17 protein-coding genes are annotated in these 16,665 nt (G+C 51.7%); 10 read left to right on the top strand and 7 right to left on the bottom strand.

Translation table 11 applies throughout. The features are described from left to right. Positions 1-2 precede the first annotated feature (2 nt). A complete protein-coding gene (locus FQV43_RS00905; RefSeq protein ID WP_146338203.1) occupies positions 3-263 on the bottom strand; it encodes a DUF3263 domain-containing protein in 261 nt (86 codons plus the stop codon). Between the two features lie 17 nt (positions 264-280). Here FQV43_RS00905 and FQV43_RS00900 point away from each other — a divergent pair, with 17 nt between their 5' ends. Genes FQV43_RS00900 through FQV43_RS00880 form a run of 5 tightly spaced genes read left to right on the top strand, consistent with a single transcriptional unit; the run spans position 281 to position 5,306 of the window. Continuing rightward, on the top strand, positions 281-883 hold the full coding sequence (locus tag FQV43_RS00900) for a peptide deformylase (protein ID WP_146338202.1): 603 nt from the start codon (positions 281-283) through the stop codon (positions 881-883). A 1-nt stretch (position 884) separates the two neighbouring features. Further along, the gene (locus FQV43_RS00895) at positions 885-1,880 is read left to right on the top strand and encodes a GNAT family N-acetyltransferase (protein WP_146338199.1); all 996 of its coding nucleotides are present in this window, start codon (positions 885-887) and stop codon (positions 1,878-1,880) included. A 19-nt stretch (positions 1,881-1,899) separates the two neighbouring features. Further along, positions 1,900-2,670 (top strand): exodeoxyribonuclease III, encoded by a 771-nt coding sequence (locus FQV43_RS00890; protein WP_144273707.1) that lies wholly within the window; start codon positions 1,900-1,902, stop codon positions 2,668-2,670. A gap of 15 nt (positions 2,671-2,685) precedes the next feature. After that, on the top strand, positions 2,686-4,182 hold the full coding sequence (cls, locus tag FQV43_RS00885) for a cardiolipin synthase (protein WP_146338197.1): 1,497 nt from the start codon (positions 2,686-2,688) through the stop codon (positions 4,180-4,182). A gap of 23 nt (positions 4,183-4,205) precedes the next feature. Then, a complete protein-coding gene (locus FQV43_RS00880; protein ID WP_144273705.1) occupies positions 4,206-5,306 on the top strand; it encodes a hypothetical protein in 1,101 nt (366 codons plus the stop codon). Here FQV43_RS00880 and FQV43_RS00875 read toward each other — a convergent pair. Beyond that, positions 5,292-5,810: an NUDIX domain-containing protein gene (locus FQV43_RS00875; RefSeq protein WP_144273704.1), complete on the bottom strand. Its 519-nt coding sequence runs from the start codon at positions 5,808-5,810 to the stop codon at positions 5,292-5,294. The two genes, FQV43_RS00880 and FQV43_RS00875, sit on opposite strands and share 15 nt — an antisense overlap. 48 nt (positions 5,811-5,858) lie before the next feature. On the opposite strand from FQV43_RS00875, the gene FQV43_RS00870 reads away from it, so the two are divergent. The 3 genes from FQV43_RS00870 to FQV43_RS00860 are packed head-to-tail and all read left to right on the top strand — an operon-like array spanning position 5,859 to position 10,587. Next, positions 5,859-7,247, top strand: a complete 1,389-nt coding sequence (locus FQV43_RS00870) for a phenol hydroxylase (protein ID WP_146338195.1) — start codon at positions 5,859-5,861, stop codon at positions 7,245-7,247. After that, entirely contained in the window at positions 7,244-8,242 is a 999-nt protein-coding gene (locus tag FQV43_RS00865; RefSeq protein WP_168195008.1) for a glutamate ABC transporter substrate-binding protein, read from the top strand. The genes FQV43_RS00870 and FQV43_RS00865 overlap by 4 nt, the downstream gene beginning before the upstream one ends. Further along, positions 8,242-10,587 (top strand): serine/threonine protein kinase, encoded by a 2,346-nt coding sequence (locus FQV43_RS00860; RefSeq protein ID WP_146338193.1) that lies wholly within the window; start codon positions 8,242-8,244, stop codon positions 10,585-10,587. The genes FQV43_RS00865 and FQV43_RS00860 overlap by 1 nt, the downstream gene beginning before the upstream one ends. Here the strand turns inward: FQV43_RS00860 and FQV43_RS00855 are convergent. Together FQV43_RS00855 and pta are read right to left on the bottom strand one after the other, a co-directional pair. Next, a complete protein-coding gene (locus FQV43_RS00855) occupies positions 10,571-11,773 on the bottom strand; it encodes an acetate kinase (RefSeq protein WP_144273700.1) in 1,203 nt (400 codons plus the stop codon). The genes FQV43_RS00860 and FQV43_RS00855 overlap by 17 nt on opposite strands. Then, positions 11,773-13,125, bottom strand: coding sequence for a phosphate acetyltransferase (gene pta / locus FQV43_RS00850; protein ID WP_371710947.1), 1,353 nt, complete (start codon positions 13,123-13,125; stop codon positions 11,773-11,775). Before pta ends, FQV43_RS00855 begins: the two co-directional genes overlap by 1 nt. A gap of 84 nt (positions 13,126-13,209) precedes the next feature. Between pta and FQV43_RS10170 the strand changes: the two genes are divergently transcribed. Both FQV43_RS10170 and FQV43_RS00845 read left to right on the top strand, forming a co-directional pair. Further along, positions 13,210-13,350, top strand: coding sequence for a hypothetical protein (locus FQV43_RS10170; RefSeq protein ID WP_246847025.1), 141 nt, complete (start codon positions 13,210-13,212; stop codon positions 13,348-13,350). After that, positions 13,301-14,614 (top strand): FAD-dependent oxidoreductase, encoded by a 1,314-nt coding sequence (locus FQV43_RS00845; RefSeq protein ID WP_246847022.1) that lies wholly within the window; start codon positions 13,301-13,303, stop codon positions 14,612-14,614. The genes FQV43_RS10170 and FQV43_RS00845 overlap by 50 nt, the downstream gene beginning before the upstream one ends. On the opposite strand, the gene FQV43_RS00840 is transcribed toward FQV43_RS00845, so the two are convergent. From FQV43_RS00840 to FQV43_RS00830, 3 genes are read right to left on the bottom strand one after another with little or no spacing between them, the layout of a single operon-like run. Then, positions 14,595-15,608 carry an ATP-grasp domain-containing protein gene (locus FQV43_RS00840; protein ID WP_146338187.1) on the bottom strand — a complete coding sequence of 338 codons (1,014 nt, stop codon included), beginning with the start codon at positions 15,606-15,608 and terminating at the stop codon, positions 14,595-14,597. The two genes, FQV43_RS00845 and FQV43_RS00840, sit on opposite strands and share 20 nt — an antisense overlap. A 4-nt stretch (positions 15,609-15,612) precedes the next feature. Further along, a complete protein-coding gene (locus tag FQV43_RS00835) occupies positions 15,613-16,353 on the bottom strand; it encodes a hypothetical protein (protein WP_146338185.1) in 741 nt (246 codons plus the stop codon). After that, on the bottom strand, positions 16,343-16,627 hold the full coding sequence (locus FQV43_RS00830; protein ID WP_146338183.1) for a hypothetical protein: 285 nt from the start codon (positions 16,625-16,627) through the stop codon (positions 16,343-16,345). The genes FQV43_RS00835 and FQV43_RS00830 overlap by 11 nt, the downstream gene beginning before the upstream one ends. Positions 16,628-16,665: the final 38 nt, after the last annotated feature.

Genomic DNA, 16,665 nt, shown 5'->3' with positions numbered 1-16,665 from the left:
TCTTACCCATCTCTGTGTCTAGCTTGAGATCTTCGCTGCGCGCGTCTATCTCGTTTGCGTCTTAATCGTGAGGCTAATACCGGATAGTGTTCCATTACCTCTGGTTGTTCAAGTGCGCGGTTGAGCAACTGATAATAGCGCACCGGGCTTATTCCCAATTCTTGTCTAATGGATTCTTCTTTTTTAGTTATAGTACGAGGTGCCGTGTTCTCATACTCAATTAGTTCTAGGCTGCTTAACTGTTCTCCACGCGGGCTATTCATGCTTTACACTGTAAATCATGTCTGTTCGTCCCATTGTTATCCACGGTGATCCCGTGCTCCACAATCCCACTGCCCCAGTCACTGAGCCACTCAGTCAGTTGCAAGAACTCATTGCTGATATGTACGAAACAATGGATGCAGCCCACGGTGTTGGGTTGGCGGCAAACCAGATTGGCGTCGCAAAGCGTTTATTTGTTTACAACTGTCCTGATGAGGATGAATCTGGTGAGATACACATTCGACGCGGGTGCGTTATCAATCCAGTTTTGGAGACTTCTGAGCTGCCGGTTACTATGCCTGCCGACGACGGCAGCGATGATGAGGGCTGCTTATCGCTACCAGGTGAGGGCTTTCCTACTGGGCGCGCGCACTGGGCACGTGTGACAGGTCTTGATGAGCATGGTGATGAAGTAAGCGTGGAGGGCTATGGATTTTTTGCTCGATGTTTGCAGCATGAAGTTGGGCATCTTGATGGTTATGTGTACACGGATACTCTCATTGGCAGGTGGAAGCGTGCTGCAAAGAAAATAATTAAACGTAATGGTTGGACAACCCCTGGTGCTACCTGGTTGCCTGGGGTGGATCCTGATCCTTTTGGGCACGACGATCTCGACGATTAGTATGTTTCGTTCTGTATCACCGGATTGGAATCTGGCAGCTGGGCAACGTGTGGTGGTGCGTCGGAAAGCGGGAAATCATCACACTGATGTCATTGGTCATGTTGTCTCGGTATCTGAGGATCACGTGGTGCTTCGACCACAAAAAGTAGGTGGTTTTCCATCTAGTGCGTCTGAAATTGTCATTGCGCGCGATGATATTGCGGTTGTGCGGAAACTGAGTCCACGCACTGTGCGTAATTCGCAGATTCGTGATATTGAACGTGCTTATGCAAAGGCTTTTCCAGGTCTTGAGCACACGTGGTGTGGGCAATGGTTATTACGCGCTGGGGATGGTATTACTGAGCGTTCTAACTCGGCAGCTCCCCTGGGCAGTGCAGCATTATTTAGCCCGGTGCCGTTGGAGGAGATCACGCAATTTTATCGTGAGCATAATCTGGTGCCGCAACTTCTTATCCCAGAGCGTATTGCGCGTCCGGCGCAAAAACTGGCACAGAGCCAAGACTGGGAGCTAGGTCCGGAAATCATTGTGATGACCAGGGATCTTGCCGATATTCCTGCCCCAAAGACCACGTTACGGTTCCAGCTTGACGCTACTCCAAGCAAGCATTGGCTTGACCTGTATCATTTTCGTGGTCAGGCATTACCTGCGCGTGCCCTCGAATTGCTGTGCGCCGAAATTGATGGTCAGATGGGCTTTGGGGCTTTGTGCGATGACGCTGGGCAGATTGTTGCCATTACCCGTGGCACGATCACTGAGGCTGGGGGCAAGCAGTATTTAGGATATTCTGCAGTAGAAGTTGCTCCCGCTTGGCGACGTCGTGGCTTGGGTACTGATCTGGGGATTCATATGCTCGGGTGGGGGCAGGCACTCGGTGCTGACTATGCCTATTTGCACGTGCTTGAGTCGAATCATGCTGGTATTGGTTTGTACCAGAAGTTAGGGTTTGTGGAACATCATCGTCATCGATACGCCACTATCGCTCATAATGCCCACTAAAACTATGTAGTCTTGTGGTATGCGTATTGCGAACTGGAATGTAAACTCTGCGCGTACCAGAGTTGATCGCATGGTGGCTTTTCTTGCTCGCCATGATGTTGATGTATTGACGGTTCAAGAAACAAAGTGCAAAGATGAGCAGTTCCCTTATCAGGCATTCGAGGAATGTGGTTATCAGGTTGCTCACCTGGGTCATAATCAGTGGAATGGAGTAGCGCTTATTTCTCGGGTTGGTTTGACTGATGTATGCGAGCATTTTCCACATCAACCTGGTTTTAATAAAGACCCGGCTCAACGACAAGCCAGAGAAGCACGTGCGTTATCTGCACTGTGTCAGGGAGTGCGCGTGTGGAGTTTATATGTCCCTAATGGGCGAGAGATAGCCGACCCACATTATGACTATAAGCTGAGGTGGCTCTATAGCCTTGCCGACTATGTCACGCACAGTGCGGAGCACAAGTTGGTGCTCAGTGGTGATTTTAATATCGCGCCTGAGGATAAACACGTGTGGGATATTGAGGCTTTCATTGACAAGACGCATATTACTGAACCAGAGCGTCAAGCATTTGATAATCTCATTGATGCTGGATTATCTCTTACTTCCCCTACTGAAGGGTTTAGTTATTGGGATTATCAAGCAGGACGGTTTCAGCGTAATCAGGGAATGCTGATTGATTTTCAGTTGGCTCGTGGAGTAAGCGCTACTCAAGCATTTATCGACGTTGACGAGCGCAAAGGAAAAGGTGCTTCCGACCATGCCCCAGTGATTGTGGACTATAAAGATGAGTGAGATTCTAGACTAAAAATGCACTTTAATATCGACCTTTCTTCCTGGCAAACCATTGGGTTGGCAATTGATTACAGTATTAAGTTGGTCGCTATTGGTTTTGTGCCTGAAGGGCGCAGGCCAAGTTCTTCTACGGCATGGCTATTGGCAATTTTGGTGTTGCCCTATGTGGGATTACCACTGTTCTTGCTCATGGGCAGCCCTTATATCAACCGCAGACGTCACCGGGTGCAGCAAGAAGCAAATGACATGATGGCACAGGTGCATGAGCGAGAACCTGATTTTCCCGCTGACACTATCACTGACCCTGAGCTGCTCTCCATTATTCGGATGAATCGCGCTTTGACTTCCCTGCCAGCACTCAGTGGTATCAATCATGGTATCCATAGTGATTATGAGCGCACTATTGAGGCAATGGCTGCGGCAGTGGATAAAGCACAAAAATATGTTCATGCAGAGATTTATATTTTTGCGTGGGATCACACCACAGATGTGTTCTTTCGGGCATTAGAGCGGGCTGTAGCTCGTGGAGTAGAAGTGCGCGTGCTATTCGACCATGTGGGTAGTTGGAAATATCCTGGTTATCGCACATTGGGGCGCAAACTTAATGCGATCGGCGTGAGTTGGCACCTGATGTTACCTTTACAACCGTGGCGGTGGCGTTTTCGCCGCCCAGACCTGCGTAACCACCGCAAGATGCTCATTATCGACGGCATCCGCGGCTTTATGGGCTCACAAAATATGATTGACTCCAGCTATCTTATGCGCAGCAATCGCAGGATTGGGCGGCATTGGGTCGATGTGATGGTGGAACTTTCTGGGCCGGTAGTGTCGTCGATGAATTATATTTTTGCGATCGATTGGTACACCGAATCAGAGGAGTTGCTTGTTATTGACGATAATGTGCCAGCCCCTGCAATTCCGCGTCAAGAGCACGATACTTCGGCAAATGTAGTGCAGCTTATTCCTTCAGGACCGGGATACCATACTGAGCCGAACCTGCGGATGTTTAATTCCATTATTCACCATGCAAAAAAGCGGCTCATCATGTGCTCGCCTTATTTTATCCCTGATGAATCTATGACCGAAGCAGTAACGTCGGCAGCCTATCGTGGTGTTGAAGTGGAACTTTATGTCAGTGAGCAGGGCGATCAATTCATGGTGCACCATGCTCAGTGCTCTTATTATCAGACTCTATTAGAAGCAGGTGTGAGGATCTTTTTATATCGAAAACCAGCCGTGCTCCATTCTAAGTTTTTACTTGCCGACCCAGATGCCGGTGATGGTGCGATTGGCGTGATTGGTTCTTCTTCTAATATGGATATGCGCAGCTTTGGTCTGAACTATGAGATTTCTCTGATGAGCACGCGCGGTAATATCATTAGCCAGCTTAATGCGCTGTCGCAAGAATATCGCACTCAGTGTCGAGAGTTGTCGCTAACGGAATGGAAAAAACGCAGTTTAGCGTGCCGCTATGTTGATAATGTCATGCGACTGACCTCTGCTTTGCAGTAAGTGGATATTTTCCTGCTACCCTAATGTCCGTGCCCCAACGCTATGACAGCCCCAGAATCAACGCCCATGCTACAGCATGGACGCGCCTTAGTGAGCTGTTGCATTGGCTGCTTATCTTTGGTCTGATTTTTGCCTTGGGCATGAGCCTCAGCGTGCTTATCGACACGCTCCTAGGCATTATCATGGACTTCGATTTGCCGCACAATCTCAATTTACTTACTGCCTTTGCGCTGGGAATTTTTGCTACCGCAGTGGTGCAATCATCCACTGCGATTTCTATTGCCACTATCTATTTTGTCAGCGCTGGTACCGTAGAAACCTCTGTGGCAGTGTTTATCATTTTTGGCATCAACCTAGGAACAACACTGTCTCCCCTATTGCTGTCCAACATATTCCCCGGCAATATCGCAGCAAAAAAAGCCAGTTTGCTCCATGTGCTCTTTAACACTTGCGGGTTACTCATTGCCATCCCCTTAGAGCTGAGTTTTCAGCCGTTTTCTCAACTTGCTCAGGCATTAAGTCCAGCTATTGGTTCTTTTTCCACTCATTCTTTCTCAGCAGCACCTTGGTTATCTGTAGGCAAGCACTCCATCATGGCATCTATCGCCATAATTATGGGCTGCTCATTCCTGGCAGTGCTATGCATACGTCTCATTGCCACACTCAGCGCCCGTATTGTTGCTGGTACTGGGTTTGGCATCTTGGAAAGGGCTGGCAACTTAGGCACCAGCATTGGCCTTGCTGCTGGAGCATTAGTGACAATTCTAGTGGGCACTTCCTCCACTACGGTTACTGCTGTGACAGCCATGGCGTCGCGTCGCTGTCTTAGTGAACGCGTTAGTCTGGCAGTCATTATTGGCGCCAATATGGGTACCACTATCAGCGGTATTTTTGTCAGCTTTAGCTTATCCCATACCAGTCCCGCTGCCCTTCATGTAGCCCTCGTCCATGTTCTATTCAACGTGGTTATTGCGTTTTTGGTACTGCTCATCCCACAACTACGCTTTGGTCTGATGAGGCTTGCCGACTACTGCGCTCACCTTATGCAACGGCATTTCTTCCTGAGTAACTTAGTGCTGTTTCTCGTATGGTTTGCCATCCCCGCTGCACTATTCCTGACATAATAATTGCCCAAGTTTTTCTTTCAACCCAGGCCAAGCCTGGGCAAAAGCCGGCAACAGTTTCAGCTCGGTGACTTCATCCCAATCCACCCAACGCAATTCCGCCGACTCAGCATTGGGCACCACTGTTAATTGGTGCATGGCACGAGCAATAACAGTGGTATATGTCCACCCGCCAGCTAATTCTGGGCGCGCTGGATCGGCAGGAAAAGGCCCTGCGGTGATAAGAGCCTCTATAACGTGCACCTGTTCTGGGGTAATTCCTGTTTCTTCTTGGGCTTCACGCAATGCTGCTTCGATCACACTCTCGTACGGTTCTCGCGCCCCGCCTGGCAATGCCCACGTGTCTCCTTGTGCAGTCCATGCTGCGCGATGTTGCATGAGCACCGACCATTTTCCGCTACTGTCGGGAGCTACAAGTAATAATCCTGCTGCTCCTCTACTACCCCATAAGCGTGTATTATTTGGCCCTGCTGCCCATGATGCACTTGAGTTTTCTTGTTTCACAGCTGCAGCTTCCTTACGTCATTGGCTTGTTTCTACTATTGTAAAGTTATGCCAGAGATCTCACTAGATACCCCTGAAGATTCTTGGCTTGACCATGCCGATAATCGCACGCAACGTGCCCAAAGCACTCGGGACATATGGCGAGAATCTCTTGCTTTTCCGCTGCGATGGATCAAAAAGTTCTTCAGGTTCCTGGGCACAACCCCAGGTAAAATGACAAGTTTTGTCGTCGTATCTAGTATTGCGGTGCTCATTGCCGGGTTATTGATGTCACAAGCCTCTGCCCAACGACGAGCCGATCTCGGCGTACTGATCAGCAGCACTGAGCCAGTTTCTGCAATGAGCCACGACCTCTACACTGCGCTTTCCCTTGCCGATACTCAAGCAACAGTTGGCTTCGTGCGCTCTGGGGCAGATAGTGAACAAAACCGCCAACAGTATTACGCGGCATATCAACAAGCCACCCGTGCGGCAATACGCACTGCTGCTGGCTTATCCGAAGCTGATCCCGAAACAATGAATAAAGTGGTACGGATCAACGAGCTATTACCCACATATGCTGGTTTGGTCGAGACAGCATGGGCAAATAATCGCCAGGGCAACCCCGTTGGCGCAGCTTATATGTCGGAAGCCAATGCGCTTATGCGCAAAGAAATACTCCCGACGGCAGACCAACTCTACGCGATAACCTCTAGGCAGGTCGTCGAACAGCAACGGAACTTAGCAGTGCCATTGTGGGTGCCGCTTTCTGTTTTGTTCATTACCTTGCTCATTTTGATTGCTGTGCAAGTGTGGTTAGCAAAAGCGACACATCGACGGCTTAATCGCGGCTTTTTATTTGCCACAATTTTAATGGTCAGCGCTACGCTGTGGGTGTCTACGGCTAATATCCTGACCTGGCAAGCTGGTAATCAAGCCTATGAACAGGCAGCTGTTCCGCTTAATCAGCTCGTCAGTGCGCGAGTTATGGCCCAGCAAGCGCGCACCAATGAAACCATTGCCCTGGTGCATCGGCAGTCGCAAATCTCAAGCACAGTGACTTTTAGCTCGGCACATCATGCAGTATCCAAAGCATTGGATACTTTCGACGCCTCCCAAGTGGCAAAGGATTCCACTCACACAGATACTGCCAGAGACACCTTGGCGCAGTGGCAACAAGCCCACGACAGTCTCCTCGAGGCTTTGAGTGTGGGTGACTACGACACAGCGCTACCTTTGGCTGTGGGCGACTCTACCTCCGAAGGGAATGAGAGTTTTAAGAAACTTGATACGGAATTAGAAGTGCTCATCGACGACGCTCGCCAGAGTATGCGCGCTCATATCGCCCGCGGGGTAAGTGCATCTAGTTTTATCAGCATCGTGGTATTGGTGCTGTCGATACTATCCGTACTAGCCCTATGGTTAGGAATCCGAGCACGACTGTTGGAGTATTTATGATGAAAAAAACAATGTGTCTCGGTGCTATCGGACTAGTGTTCCTACTCACTAGCTGCGCTAGTGCAGATCAATTCCGGTTTGAGGATGAACACACAACACCAAGCGCTTATGTGCCTTTGCCTGATGGCGTTACCTTAGAAAAAGCCGATGGGGTCGCGCACGAACCTAATGAAACCACTAATCTTCTTGGCTCTCTTGCCCCGGATGAGCGTCGTCCGCAGGAACGTGTCCCAGAGATTATGCGCCGAGGCAGACTGATTGTTGGTGTAGATCAGTCCCAATACTTGCTGGGATACCGTGATCCTGCCTCTGGAGAAATTTTGGGCTTTGAGGCAGATATTGCCCGGGAGATAGCGCGAGATATCTTTGGTGATCCAAGCAAAGTAGAGTTCCGGTTCGTCGACAGTTCTTCTTGGGTCGAAGTCTTAGAAAGCAATCAAGTCGATTGCATTATCCGCAATATCTCCATCACCAGACAACGCCAAGACCAGGTGTTTTTCTCCACAGCCTATCTCACTGCGCAAACACGACTCCTAGTGCCAGCCAGATCTGAGGTAGAAACAATCGACGACCTTGCAGGGAAAACCGCCTGCGTCACCGACAAATCCACCTCTTTACAAAGCGCTAAAGCATACGCACCACACACCAATCTGCTAGTCGCCAACTCCGACTCTGATTGCTTGGTCAGCTTGCAACAATCCCAAGCAGACGCCCTGATCTCCGATGACATCACCCTTTCTGGAATCGCAGCCCAAGACCCCTTTACCCGAATCACCAACAGCACAATTGGCGAGGAACACTATGGCATTGCCTTCGCCAAACCAGGAGTACGCCACAATACCGACGGGCTCATCCGGCAAGTAAATAGCACTCTAGAACGTATTTTCTCCGATGGAACCTGGTATGAGCTCTATGACCAATGGCTTGGCGCATACTTACCCACCCAACAACCACCAGCACTGAACTACCGCAGCGAAAGGACGGTGCGTAACTAATGCCTATCCCAGACAATGAACACACCCAAGCAGCCTTCTATGATCCTTTCGCCAACGACCATGAACAGGTCACTACTGATCGCACCTACTCAAATGCCGACCCGGACATCGCAGCACTCATCAAAGGGCTCGATAACCTGCCCTATACTGAAGAAACTGGTGCCGTTGCCTTTGATCCTTTTGCTGACGACGAAGACGAAAACGACCAAGACTATGCACAACAAATAGGAAATCGCGCCCGCGAGGAAGCCCTCTCTACTTTCCGCCAACGACGCGGCACCAGCCGAAGCGCCCGCCCTGTTGCCAATGGCATGGTCAGCCTGCCATTCATCCCACTAATCCCCGAAGACTTAGCGCTGAAAAACCCCACGGACAACTCTGAGGTAGAACCGCCTATTTTGCACCCTGGCGATATTGTTGCCGAGCAATATGAAATTGTTGGTGTCATTGCCCACGGCGGCATGGGCTGGATTTACCTTGGCACCGATCGTAATGTATCCGGTCGCATGGTCGTACTCAAAGGAATGATCGACAAAAATAATAGCCACGACTATGGTGCCGCCGAAGCAGAGCGGGAGTTCCTGGCAGATATTACCCACCCCGGGATTGTCAAAAGCTACAACTTTATCGACGATCCTCGCATACCTGGCGGACTCATCGTCATGGAATACGTACCAGGCCCCTCACTACGCGCCCTCAAGAAACAACAGGAAACCGGGCGTTTTGCCATTGACAGTGCCATTGGCTACATCCTAGAGGTACTGCCTGCCCTCGACTACTTACACTCCCGTGGTGTGGTCTACAACGACCTCAAACCAGACAATATCATTGCCACAGAAAACCAAGTCAAACTCATCGACCTGGGCGCGGTATCTGGTATTGGCGCTTATGGGTTTATCTACGGCACAAAAGGATTCCAAGCACCGGAAGTAGCCACGCATGGCCCGTCGGTGGCAAGTGATATTTACACTGTGGGGCGCACCCTTGCTGCACTCACCATTCACCTGCCCGTCGAAAATGGCGCATACTCCACCAAACTTCCCACCCCCGATGAAGAACCACTCTTTGCCCAATATGTGTCTTTTCATCGCTTATTGCGCCGCGCCACTGAAGAAGATCCGCACAAACGCTTCAGTAGCATAAAGGAATTAGAGACTCAGCTCTACGGGGTGCTGCGTGAGTTCCTTGCCGTGCGCGATGGCAAACAATTCCCAGCACAGTATTCACTATTCTCCCCACAGCGTTCCACCTACGGCACCAAGCACGCAGTTTTCCACACAGATCAGCTGCTCGACGGCATTGAACGCTCAGTGAAAATGACCCCCACCGAGATTATCACCGCACTGCCTGTGCCACTACTTGATCGTGATGACCCAGGCGCAGTTCTCATCTCTGGATTCTCCTACACTGAGCCTTCAGAAGCCTTAGAGACAATGCGCCAAGCAATGACCCAAGACAAGTTCCGTGACTCAAAGGAAATCCCACTTGGTGTAGTACGCTCCCTGATCGACCTAGGCTTTACCGACGAAGCTCGCTCCTGGTTGGACACTCTCGAACCACAATTGGGATCTGATTGGCGCTACCAGTGGTATGCCGGCATTACAGCACTGTTACTTGAGGATTATCTGAGTGCTCAAGCGAACTTTAATCAGGTATTCTCGGTACTGCCTGGGGAATCCGCACCAAAACTGGCGCGTGCTGCGGTATCTGAGTTGATTTTGCAGCAGCTTGGTTTGGCAGATAAACCACAACTGTCCCCAGATGCGGCTATTGCAGCGGTGCGTTTAGATTTCCATTCACCGGGTGGTATGTGGAATCATTTGTCCACTGAGCCAGAAACCCTACGCTATAAGGGAATCTATCTCTACTCGCTCATCTGGGCGACAAATCCCGCCACAGTGTCCTCTGCGTTCGGGTTGGCGCGAATGCTCATGGCGGAAAACCAGGTGGAGTTGGCGGTACAAGCACTCGACCAAGTGCCCCAATCATCACGACATCACCGCATGGCACAGCTCACAGCGATTTTGCATTTGCTGTCTCAGGATCTTACTGAGTCGCGGATCCGTCGAGCTGCGAGGCGACTAGAGAAAATCCCCACCAATGAGCCCAGGTTCCAGCAAATTCGCATTGCCGTGCTCAATGCCGGTTTAACCTGGTTGCATGAGACTGGATTGCCGGCCGCTGCTGCCTCAGGCGGGTTATTTGGGTTTGCTTTTACTCGCGATGGGCTGCGCACCGGACTGTATGAGTCTTTGCGATCTCTCGCCCGGGCAACCCCGCACCCATTTCACCGTTATCAGCTCGTCGATATGGCAAACCAAGTCCGCCCTACGACGTGGTTCTAGCCAGTTTCTTCGCATACCTGGCAATAGCAAGCTCTTCGTTGGTAGGAACCACAAAAACTTTGATCTGAGATTTATCCGTAGAAATCTCTCGAGGACCTTTTGCCTTGGCTGCATTGCGCTCAGGGTCGAGCTGAATACCAAAGTTTTCTAAGTCAGCCAGTGCGTCGGCACGCACAAACTTATCATTCTCACCCACACCAGCGGTGAATGTGATGGCGTCGATACGCCCCAATGCCACCAAATAAGAACCAATAAACCTACGCAACTGATGAATATAGATGTTGTAAGCAAGCCAAGCGTCACCATTTTCCTCCTCAATCATGGCGCGCAAGGTACGGAAATCATTAACCCCCGCAATGCCTTTTACCCCGGAGCGTTTGTTGAGTAGGGTGTCGATGTCATCAATGCTCATACCGTTGCGGTACAGGTGGAAAATAATGCCAGGGTCAATGTCGCCAGAGCGAGTACCCATCGCCAACCCTGCCAGTGGTGTCATCCCCATTGAGGTATCCACTGGTTTGCCATGCCGAATCGCTGCAGCTGAGGCACCATTACCCAAATGCAAGGTAATCTGATTCACCCGATCTGGATCCTTGCCCAACAAAGCAGGAACCTGCTGCGACACATACTCATGACTAGTGCCGTGGAATCCATAACGGCGAATACCTTGCTCCGCCGCCACCTCACTATCGACGGCATACAATGCCGCAGCCGGTGGCAAGTTAAAAAAGAATCCCGTATCAAATACCGCCACATGAGGAACATCCGGCAAAAGTGCGCGAGCCACCTCGATACCTGAGATATTGGCAGGATTATGCAAGGGCGCCAATGGGATAAGACCACGAATCCACTCAACAATCTCATCCGTGATGATTTCCGGCTGGGAAAAAACTTGCCCGCCATGCACCACCCGATGCCCTACTGCCTCGAGCTCTACCTCGCCAAGACCACAACCATGCTCATCCATAAGCCCAAATGCCAGATCCAACCCCACCCGATGATCGGCAATAGGCGCACACTTCTCATAGTCTTTTCCAGCAAAACTCAAGCTCACCCTGCCCTCTTGCTCACCAATGCGCTCGACTAAACCAACCGCATAAGGGGCAGCTGTGGCATCCTGATCAGGGTCGACAAGCTGAAACTTAATCGACGAGGAACCCGAATTCAACACAAGAATCAACGACATTATGCTTGTTCCTTAGCCTGAATAGCAGTAACAGCAACAGTATTGACAATATCGTCCACAGTAGCACCACGAGATAAATCATTAACCGGCTTATTCAACCCCTGCAAAATCGGCCCCACAGCCAAAGCACCAGCACTACGCTGCACCGCCTTATAGGTGATATTTCCCGCATCCAAGTCCGGGAAAATAAACACATTCGCCTGCCCCGCTACTGAAGAGTTTGGCATCTTCTTTTGCGCCACCGACGCCACCACCGCAGCGTCGAACTGCAATGGACCATCGACCGCCACCGAACCATCAAGCTCCTGTGCCCTAGCCACCGCTTGCGCCACCCGATCCACATCCGGACCACTGCCAGACGTACCCGTGGAATAGGACAACATAGCAACTTTAGGATCAAGCCCAAACTGTGCCGCTGTCCGCGCCGACACGACGGCCATCTCAGCCAATTGCTCCGGTGTCGGATTCGGGTTAACCGCACAGTCGCCAAAAGCCCAAAGTTTGCCCTGCATAACCATCAAGAAAATCGACGACACCACCGACGCCTCAGGCTTAGTCTTAATGATCTGAAAACTAGGCTTAATGGTGTGCGCCGTAGTATGAGCTGCACCAGAAACCATGCCGTCGGCAAGCCCATTGTGCACCATCATGGTTGCATAGTAGGAGATATCTGCCATCGTTTCGCGAGCCTGCTCGACAGTCACCCCCTTTGCCTTGCGCAACTGCGCAAATTGCTGCGCAAACTCCTCACGCTGTGGATCAGTCGCCGGATCCTTGAGTACAGCCGCAGAAATATCCAACTCCAACTCCGCAGCGCGCGCCTGTATCTGCTCTGGCACGCCCAAAATAGTCAGCTGGCAAATCCCCTTACTCAAGAGTTTGTCAGCAGCAATTAAAATGCGATCATCGTCACCTTCAGGCAACACAATATGCGCCTGCTTAGTTTTAGCTTGGCGCAACAACCACGCCTCAAAAATCTCCGCGCTTATCACTGGCTCAAACTCTTGAGTAGGCAGAGTCTGACTACCTGCGGTTTCCTCAGTGAAAAATGCCGCTAGATACGCCCCAATCTTCTCGACCTCCTCGCGAACAAGATCCTCACGCACACCTGCGCCACTGAGCACAAACATGGGCACGCCCAATGCTGCGGCTAGACGTGCGTCGAAAGTAATGCTACCCGTGCCCAGGAACAAGACTCCCGACTCCGGCGCACCCGCCAAAGCCTCAGCTACTGAGGAAACCTCGCCTAGGTCATGGATGGACAATCCTAATTGTTGCGCAAAATGCGCGCTATCAAAACTATCGAAATTGCAACCAATGCTGCTCACCAATGCAGAGTGTGCCACCAGCAGATTCCTTCCTGGTTCAGGGGCAAATACACTTACCAGTGTACTGCAGGCAGTCCTTTGCTAGATGGGCAAAAACGCGTAAAGTAAATGAGTAAAAAATTTTCCCTACTCAAAGGAATGACGACTATCTATGACTACTCCATTGCGCGTCGCCGTCATCGGCGCAGGGCCTGCCGGTATTTACGCTTCCGACCTACTGATCAAATCCGACGTCGACGTCAGCATTGACCTATTCGAGCGCATGCCAGCTCCATTCGGACTGATCCGCTATGGCGTAGCCCCAGACCATCCCCGCATCAAAGGCATCGTCAAATCCCTACACACAGTGCTCGACAAACCCCAACTGCGCCTCATTGGCAATGTGAATGTCGGCACAGACATCAGCGTCGAAGAGCTCAAAGAATACTACGACGCCATCATCTTCTCCACCGGCGCCACCGGCGACCGCGACCTAGGCATCCCAGGCCAAGACCTCCAAGGCTCCCACGGTGCCGGCGAATTCGTCGGCTTCTACGACGGCAACCCAGACTTTAGCCGCGACTGGGATCTCTCCGCGCGCCAAGTTGCCGTCGTAGGTGTAGGAAATGTTGGACTCGACGTCGCCCGTATCCTTGCCAAAACCGGCGAAGAACTCCACGTCACCGAAATTCCCGACAACGTGTACGAAACACTCAAAACCAACCAAGCCACAGAAGTACACGTATTCGGGCGCCGCGGACCAGCCCAAGCAAAATTCACCCCACTCGAACTCAAAGAACTCGACCACTCACCCACCATTGAAGTCGTAGTCAACCCAGAAGACATCGACTACGACGCCGCCTCCGAACAAGCACGCCGCGACTCCAAATCCCAAGACCTCGTGTGCCAAACCCTCGAAAACTACGCAATCCGAGAACCCAAAGGCGCACCACACAAACTCTACATCCACTTCTTTGAGTCACCAGTAGAAATCCTTGGCGACGACGGCAAAGTCGTGGGCATCCGCACCGAACGCACCGAACTCACCGGCGACGGCAACGTACGCGGCACCGGAAAATACACCGACTGGGAAGTCCAAGCAGTCTACCGTGCCGTCGGCTACCGCTCCGACGCCATCACCGACATCCCCTTCGACGAACAACGCGCCGTCATCCCCAACGACGGCGGCCACGTCCTCGACCACACCGGCGCCATCATCCCTGGACTCTACGCAACCGGCTGGATCAAACGCGGCCCAGTAGGACTAATCGGAAACACCAAATCCGACGCCAAAGAAACCACAGAAATGCTCCTCAACGACTGGACAACCGGAACCCTCACCCCAGCACACCACCGCGACGACAACGCAATCCTTGAGTTACTCAAAGAACGCGGCATCACCACCACCAACTGGGACGGCTGGTACAAACTCGACGCAGCAGAACGCGCCCTTGGCGAAGCCGAAGGACGCGAACGCAAGAAAATCGTTGAGTGGGAAGAAATGCTCACCCACGCTAAAGCGACTGAGCACTAAGCCGCGCCTGGGCACTAGCCTGGGCTGTGGTTTCCGCAGTAGACAACGCCACAGTTACTGAAGGAAATACGCGAATATCCGACTCAGGCACACTCAGCGCACCTACCGCGGCGTGATAACTCACCTGACCACGCCGCGCCACACTCACACTAGCACCCGGAGAAATCAACGTGGTGTCCAACGGCAACCCCAAAATAGCGCGCGCATGCAACTCAAACTGACTGAAGCGTTGCGACGCCAACGTCACCACTGCCCGATCATGAGGCTGGGTAGCCGCACCAGAGAAATAGACATCGTCGCCAGAAACATAAAGCTCAACACCAATAACACCTCGACCCCCCAAGGCATTACTGACCCGAGCAGCCACCGAGCGCGCATTTTCCAGCGCCTGAGCAGACAAGGCAATAGGTTGCCACGCCCGAGTGTCCTCCACGCCAATTGGCTCGCAAAACCACGTCGCTAACTTTCCAGTCGCAGGATCAATCGACCGAGCTACCAAAAGCACAACCTGCTGCCCACACACACTTTCCACCACAACACGCTGCCCCTGCCATGCCGCAGCCACCTCAGACTCACTCGACACCACCACATAGCCACGACCAGTGGTGTGCGTCGAAGGTTTAACCACACAAGGGTAGCCGACCTGGCCAATCGCCACCTCAAACTCAGCGAACGACGACGCAACCTCGCACATCGGGATCGGCAACCCCAGCTTCTTGCGCGCCAAACGCAGCATCTGCTCCCTACTGAAAGAAAACTCGAGTGCCCCTACTGAAGGAACCAGACCCTGCAACTGCTCCAGCCCCGCAATAGCAGACAGCGGCAGAATATAATCCGGATCGAATTCATCACAAAGAGCTCGCACATCTTGCGGGTCTTCTTCCACATGAACATGCGCTCCTAGCGCGCTAAAGGCGTTGGTAAGCTCTCCAGTGAACTCACCAACGCCAAGGATCAGCACGCGAGCTGCAGCTGCATCCACAGAATTTTCCATAGAACTACTGAGCGAAAATCTTGGTTACTTCGTCGATGCTGTTTTGCGCGTTGAGTGGAATCAACTTCTCAATCTCTTCAGTAACTGAGGAGATTTGCTCCTGAAGCTGCTTAACCTGTGGATCGTTGTTCATTAGCCACTCGTTAGCCGCAGCAGTGTCGTCTTGGAAATTACGCATTGGTGTGTGCGCTTCAGTAGAGTTAGGGAGCTGGAAACGCTCATTGACCTGACCATCTGGAATTCCATAAGCCTTTTCGATTGCCACGTCAGCTGGCTGGGAACGACCTACGAGTCCCAATACTGTCATGGATGTAACACCAAGCGCTTCGCCTGTGTTTGGATCGAAAGTCACACCACCAGAGTCACCTGGGCGCACCTCGCCCAAGTACCACAGTCCATTGCTGGTGCGCAGAACCTGAGTGCCACAAGTACGACCAGTGGTTTGTCCATCTTTACAAATTGGCTTACCAAATTCATCGAATGATACTTCGCCTGGCTTGAGGTCAGGATAATCACGGACACTGGTAAGCTCTACTGGCTGCCCTTGAGAGTTACCGAACTGATCCTTTGAGTCAGCAATGCGAGTGGCATTCACTCCGTCGATAAGCACGATTGTGCCCCAGTCGTCTCCGTTGAGGACGGCTTCTACATTCTCATTGTCAGTGTTCAGGACTGGCGCGCCATGCTCGCGGGTGCCGATGAGCTTATCGCCCTCATGAGTTGGCACATAAACCTCAGGCTGCATTCGACATCTCACCATCAACGCCCCACACACAGTGACCTGCAGTGATGAGCACGTCACGCTTGGTTCCATCAGGCATGGTCACAGTACCTGGCACGCCCTGGGAGCAAGAGGCAGCGGAAAGCTGCGGTGGCATATTCTTGAGTGGAGAATCCTCTTCGATAACTGGGCGAATACGCATCGGCGCACCCGGAGCGATTTCTGCAGCATTAGCTACTACTGGAGAAAAAACCGCAGCTGAAGCTAATAGCAGCGATGCTTTACGACGAATCTTCATGACAAACCTTTCAGTAGGGAATAATCATCCTCCACAGT

Origin of the sequence: Corynebacterium sp. sy039, assembly GCF_007904105.1 — a bacterium.
Classification (GTDB): domain Bacteria; phylum Actinomycetota; class Actinomycetes; order Mycobacteriales; family Mycobacteriaceae; genus Corynebacterium.
This window is presented reverse-complemented; position numbering and strand designations above follow the sequence as displayed.

Bases quoted from the DNA above. Each gene is read 5' to 3' on its own strand.
- FQV43_RS00895 (WP_146338199.1), top strand. From the start codon at position 885: ATGTTTCGTTCTGTATCACCGGATTGGAATCTGGCAGCTGGGCAACGT.
- FQV43_RS00905 (WP_146338203.1), bottom strand. From the start codon at position 263: ATGAATAGCCCGCGTGGAGAACAGTTAAGCAGCCTAGAACTAATTGAG.
- FQV43_RS00830 (WP_146338183.1), bottom strand. From the start codon at position 16,627: ATGAAGATTCGTCGTAAAGCATCGCTGCTATTAGCTTCAGCTGCGGTT.
- FQV43_RS00855 (WP_144273700.1), bottom strand. From the start codon at position 11,773: ATGTCGTTGATTCTTGTGTTGAATTCGGGTTCCTCGTCGATTAAGTTT.
- FQV43_RS10170 (WP_246847025.1), top strand. From the start codon at position 13,210: ATGAGTAAAAAATTTTCCCTACTCAAAGGAATGACGACTATCTATGAC.
- FQV43_RS00870 (WP_146338195.1), top strand. From the start codon at position 5,859: ATGCCAGAGATCTCACTAGATACCCCTGAAGATTCTTGGCTTGACCAT.
- FQV43_RS00890 (WP_144273707.1), top strand. From the start codon at position 1,900: ATGCGTATTGCGAACTGGAATGTAAACTCTGCGCGTACCAGAGTTGAT.
- cls (WP_146338197.1), top strand. From the start codon at position 2,686: ATGCACTTTAATATCGACCTTTCTTCCTGGCAAACCATTGGGTTGGCA.
- FQV43_RS00880 (WP_144273705.1), top strand. From the start codon at position 4,206: ATGTCCGTGCCCCAACGCTATGACAGCCCCAGAATCAACGCCCATGCT.
- FQV43_RS00860 (WP_146338193.1), top strand. From the start codon at position 8,242: ATGCCTATCCCAGACAATGAACACACCCAAGCAGCCTTCTATGATCCT.
- FQV43_RS00840 (WP_146338187.1), bottom strand. From the start codon at position 15,608: ATGGAAAATTCTGTGGATGCAGCTGCAGCTCGCGTGCTGATCCTTGGC.
- FQV43_RS00835 (WP_146338185.1), bottom strand. From the start codon at position 16,353: ATGCAGCCTGAGGTTTATGTGCCAACTCATGAGGGCGATAAGCTCATC.
- FQV43_RS00900 (WP_146338202.1), top strand. From the start codon at position 281: ATGTCTGTTCGTCCCATTGTTATCCACGGTGATCCCGTGCTCCACAAT.
- FQV43_RS00865 (WP_168195008.1), top strand. From the start codon at position 7,244: ATGATGAAAAAAACAATGTGTCTCGGTGCTATCGGACTAGTGTTCCTA.